Source organism: Neisseria sp. P0001.S005, assembly GCF_051963715.1.
This window is the reverse complement of the sequence record NZ_JBQCTZ010000319.1, coordinates 1-2,544: the sequence shown is the minus strand read 5'-3', so window position 1 is coordinate 2,544 and position 2,544 is coordinate 1. Positions and strand designations below refer to the sequence as shown.

The following is a 2,544-nucleotide window of genomic DNA, read 5'->3' as shown; positions in this document are numbered from 1 at the left end:
AAAACAGTTTGACCAAGCAAAAACTGTTTTCAGACGGCCTTTTTGTATTTGTGTTAATCTGCAAAAGTAGGGCAGGCATTTTGCCTGACGTTGTCCAAATACTGTAAACCGTACCGAGAAACACCATGACTGCTCCCATTCTCGCCATCACTTCCGGCGAACCGGCCGGCATCGGCCCCGACATCTGCCTCGATTTGGCTTTCGCCGATCTTCCTTGCCGCCCCGTTGTTTTGTGTGACAAAAACCTATTGGCGCAAAGGGCCGGACAGCTCGGCAAATCCGTCATCCTGCGCGACTTCCAAGCCCAAGCGGCTGATCCGTTGCCCAAGGGCGAACTCGAAGTCCTGCATATTCCTTTAGATGCCGAGTGTCGGGCAGGCGAACTCAATCCTGCCAATGCCGCGTATGTCCTCCGGCTGCTGGATACGGCGTATCAGGGCATTTCAGACGGCCTGTTTGCCGGTATGGTTACCGCGCCGCTGCATAAAGGCATCATCAACGATGCCCACGCAGGCAACGGCTTTTTTAGCGGTCATACCGAATACCTCGCCGAAAAAAGCCATACCGAACAAGTCGTCATGATGTTGACCGGCGGCGGCCTGCGTGTGGCATTGGTCACCACCCATCTGCCGCTTAAAGATATTTCCGCCGCCATCACGAAGCCTTTAATCGAGTCGGTTGTCCGCATTCTTGAACACGACCTGCGCCATAAGTTCGGCATAGCCAAACCGGTCATCCTCGTTACCGGCCTCAATCCCCACGCGGGCGAAGGCGGCCATTTGGGACACGAAGAAATCGACACCATTATTCCGGCACTTCATGCCCTGCAGGCCGAAGGCATAGACGCGCGCGGCCCTTATCCGGCCGATACCGTGTTCCAACCCTTCCTGCTCAAAGATGCCGATGCCGTCCTCGCCATGTATCACGACCAAGGGCTGCCGGTACTCAAATACGCCGGTTTCGGCGAAGGCGTGAACATCACCCTCGGCCTGCCCTTTATCCGCACCTCTGTCGATCATGGCACGGCCTTGAACTTGGCAGGCACGGGCAAAGCCGACTCCGGCAGCCTGATTACCGCCGTCCGTGCCGCGCTTGATATGGCGCACAATATGCAGAAACAGGCCGTCTGAAGCGTGGAGGTTTAATCGTTTGCAGGCGTAAAGAGTTCCCATAAAAGTATCATCAGGGGTATTTACCTGTCGGTTGATGAAGCCGATGGATGTTTGGACAATAATCAACGTTTTATTTTAAAAACCATATAAAAAGGCCGTCTGAAGCCCCATGTTTTGGGTTTCAGACGGCCTTTTGGTTTTTTGGTTTACCAAATTTCAGACAAAGTTTCTTTGACTTTGGCCTTCACTTCCGCACCAAAGCGGCGGCTGAGCATTTTGCTGAAATCGTCTTGCGGCGTGTAGTTGACTAGATCGGGGGCTTTGACGACATCGCGGGCGACGCTGTAAATGCTGCCGAAGTCGTCAATCAGGCCGACCTGTTTGGCTTCTTTGCCGGTATAGATGCGGCCGCTGAAAACATCGGGATACTGCTTGTTTTTCAACTTTACGCCGCGGCCGAGTTTGACGGCTTTGATAAATTCTTGGTGGATATCGCCCAACATGGTTTCCCAAATTTGGGTTTGCGCCGGTGTTTCAGGCGTGAAAGGGTCGCCCATGCCTTTGTTGCTGCCGGCGGTTTTCAGACGGCGTTTGACACCGGCTTTGTCCATCAGGCCGGTAAAGTCGAAACCGCCGCCGATCACGCCGATGCTGCCGACAATGCTGGAAGGGTCGGCGTAAATTTTGTCGGCTGCGGCGGCAATGTAGTAGCAGCCGGAAGCGCACATGTCTTCGGCAACGAGGTAGACAGGGATGTCTTTGTGTTCGGCTTTGAGGCGGCGGACTTCGTTAAAGGCCGTGTTGGACACGACAGGCGAACCGCCGGGGCTGTTGGCTCGGATAATGATGGCTTTGGCGTTGCCGTTGTTGTAGGCGGCTTCCATGCTGTCGCGCAGGATTTGGACTTGGTCGTCGATGTCATTGCCGATTTCGCCGGTCAGGTCGATAACGGCGGTGTGTTCGCTGCGGGCTTGGATGCTCGTGGTTTTTCCTTCTTCTTCTGCGAAGCCAAAGATCAGGCTGAGGAAGATGAGGACGGCGACGCCGCGCCAGATATTGCGCCAAATGCGGGCGCGGCGTTGTTCTTGGTAGGCGGCGAGGAGGACTTCGCGCAGGGTGTTGCGCTCCCAGTTGTCGACGGGTGTGGAGGCTGAAGAGGGTGTGTTTTGGGCATCGCCTTCACGGTGGATTCGGTATTGCATGATGTGATGTGCTTTCTTGTAGGCCGTCTGAATGTTCAGACGGCCTTATCGGTTTAGTTGATGGAATAGCCGCGCAGGTATTGCGTACGTTCGCGGGTCATGCGGGTTTCACACTGCAGGCGCAGGTATTCTGCTTGTGCGGCGCTGTCTGCGGACGCGGCGGCTTGTTGGCAGTTGAGTTTTTTGCTTTGAATCCAGGCGCGTTGTTCGCCGAGGATTTGTTGTTTGAC

Annotated in this window: 3 protein-coding genes; 1 reads left to right on the top strand and 2 read right to left on the bottom strand. The window is 55.0% G+C overall.

All coding sequences use genetic code 11. From position 1 onward, the window contains the following. Positions 1 to 125: 125 nt before the first annotated feature. Positions 126 to 1,130, top strand: a complete 1,005-nt coding sequence (gene pdxA, locus ACTHSP_RS19510) for a 4-hydroxythreonine-4-phosphate dehydrogenase PdxA (protein WP_254324310.1) — start codon at positions 126 to 128, stop codon at positions 1,128 to 1,130. 188 nt (positions 1,131 to 1,318) lie between these two features. On the opposite strand, the gene ACTHSP_RS19505 is transcribed toward pdxA, so the two are convergent. Next, complete coding sequence (locus tag ACTHSP_RS19505; RefSeq protein ID WP_440346725.1) at positions 1,319 to 2,314, bottom strand: S49 family peptidase; 996 nt, start codon at positions 2,312 to 2,314, stop codon at positions 1,319 to 1,321. A 53-nt stretch (positions 2,315 to 2,367) separates the two neighbouring features. Beyond that, positions 2,368 to 2,544 (bottom strand): lysozyme inhibitor LprI family protein (locus tag ACTHSP_RS19500; RefSeq protein WP_440346726.1); only part of this gene is annotated, 177 nt, incomplete at its 5' end.

Coding starts and splice junctions, on each gene's coding strand:
- pdxA (WP_254324310.1), top strand. CDS start 126: ATGACTGCTCCCATTCTCGCCATCACTTCCGGCGAACCGGCCGGCATC.
- ACTHSP_RS19505 (WP_440346725.1), bottom strand. CDS start 2,314: ATGCAATACCGAATCCACCGTGAAGGCGATGCCCAAAACACACCCTCT.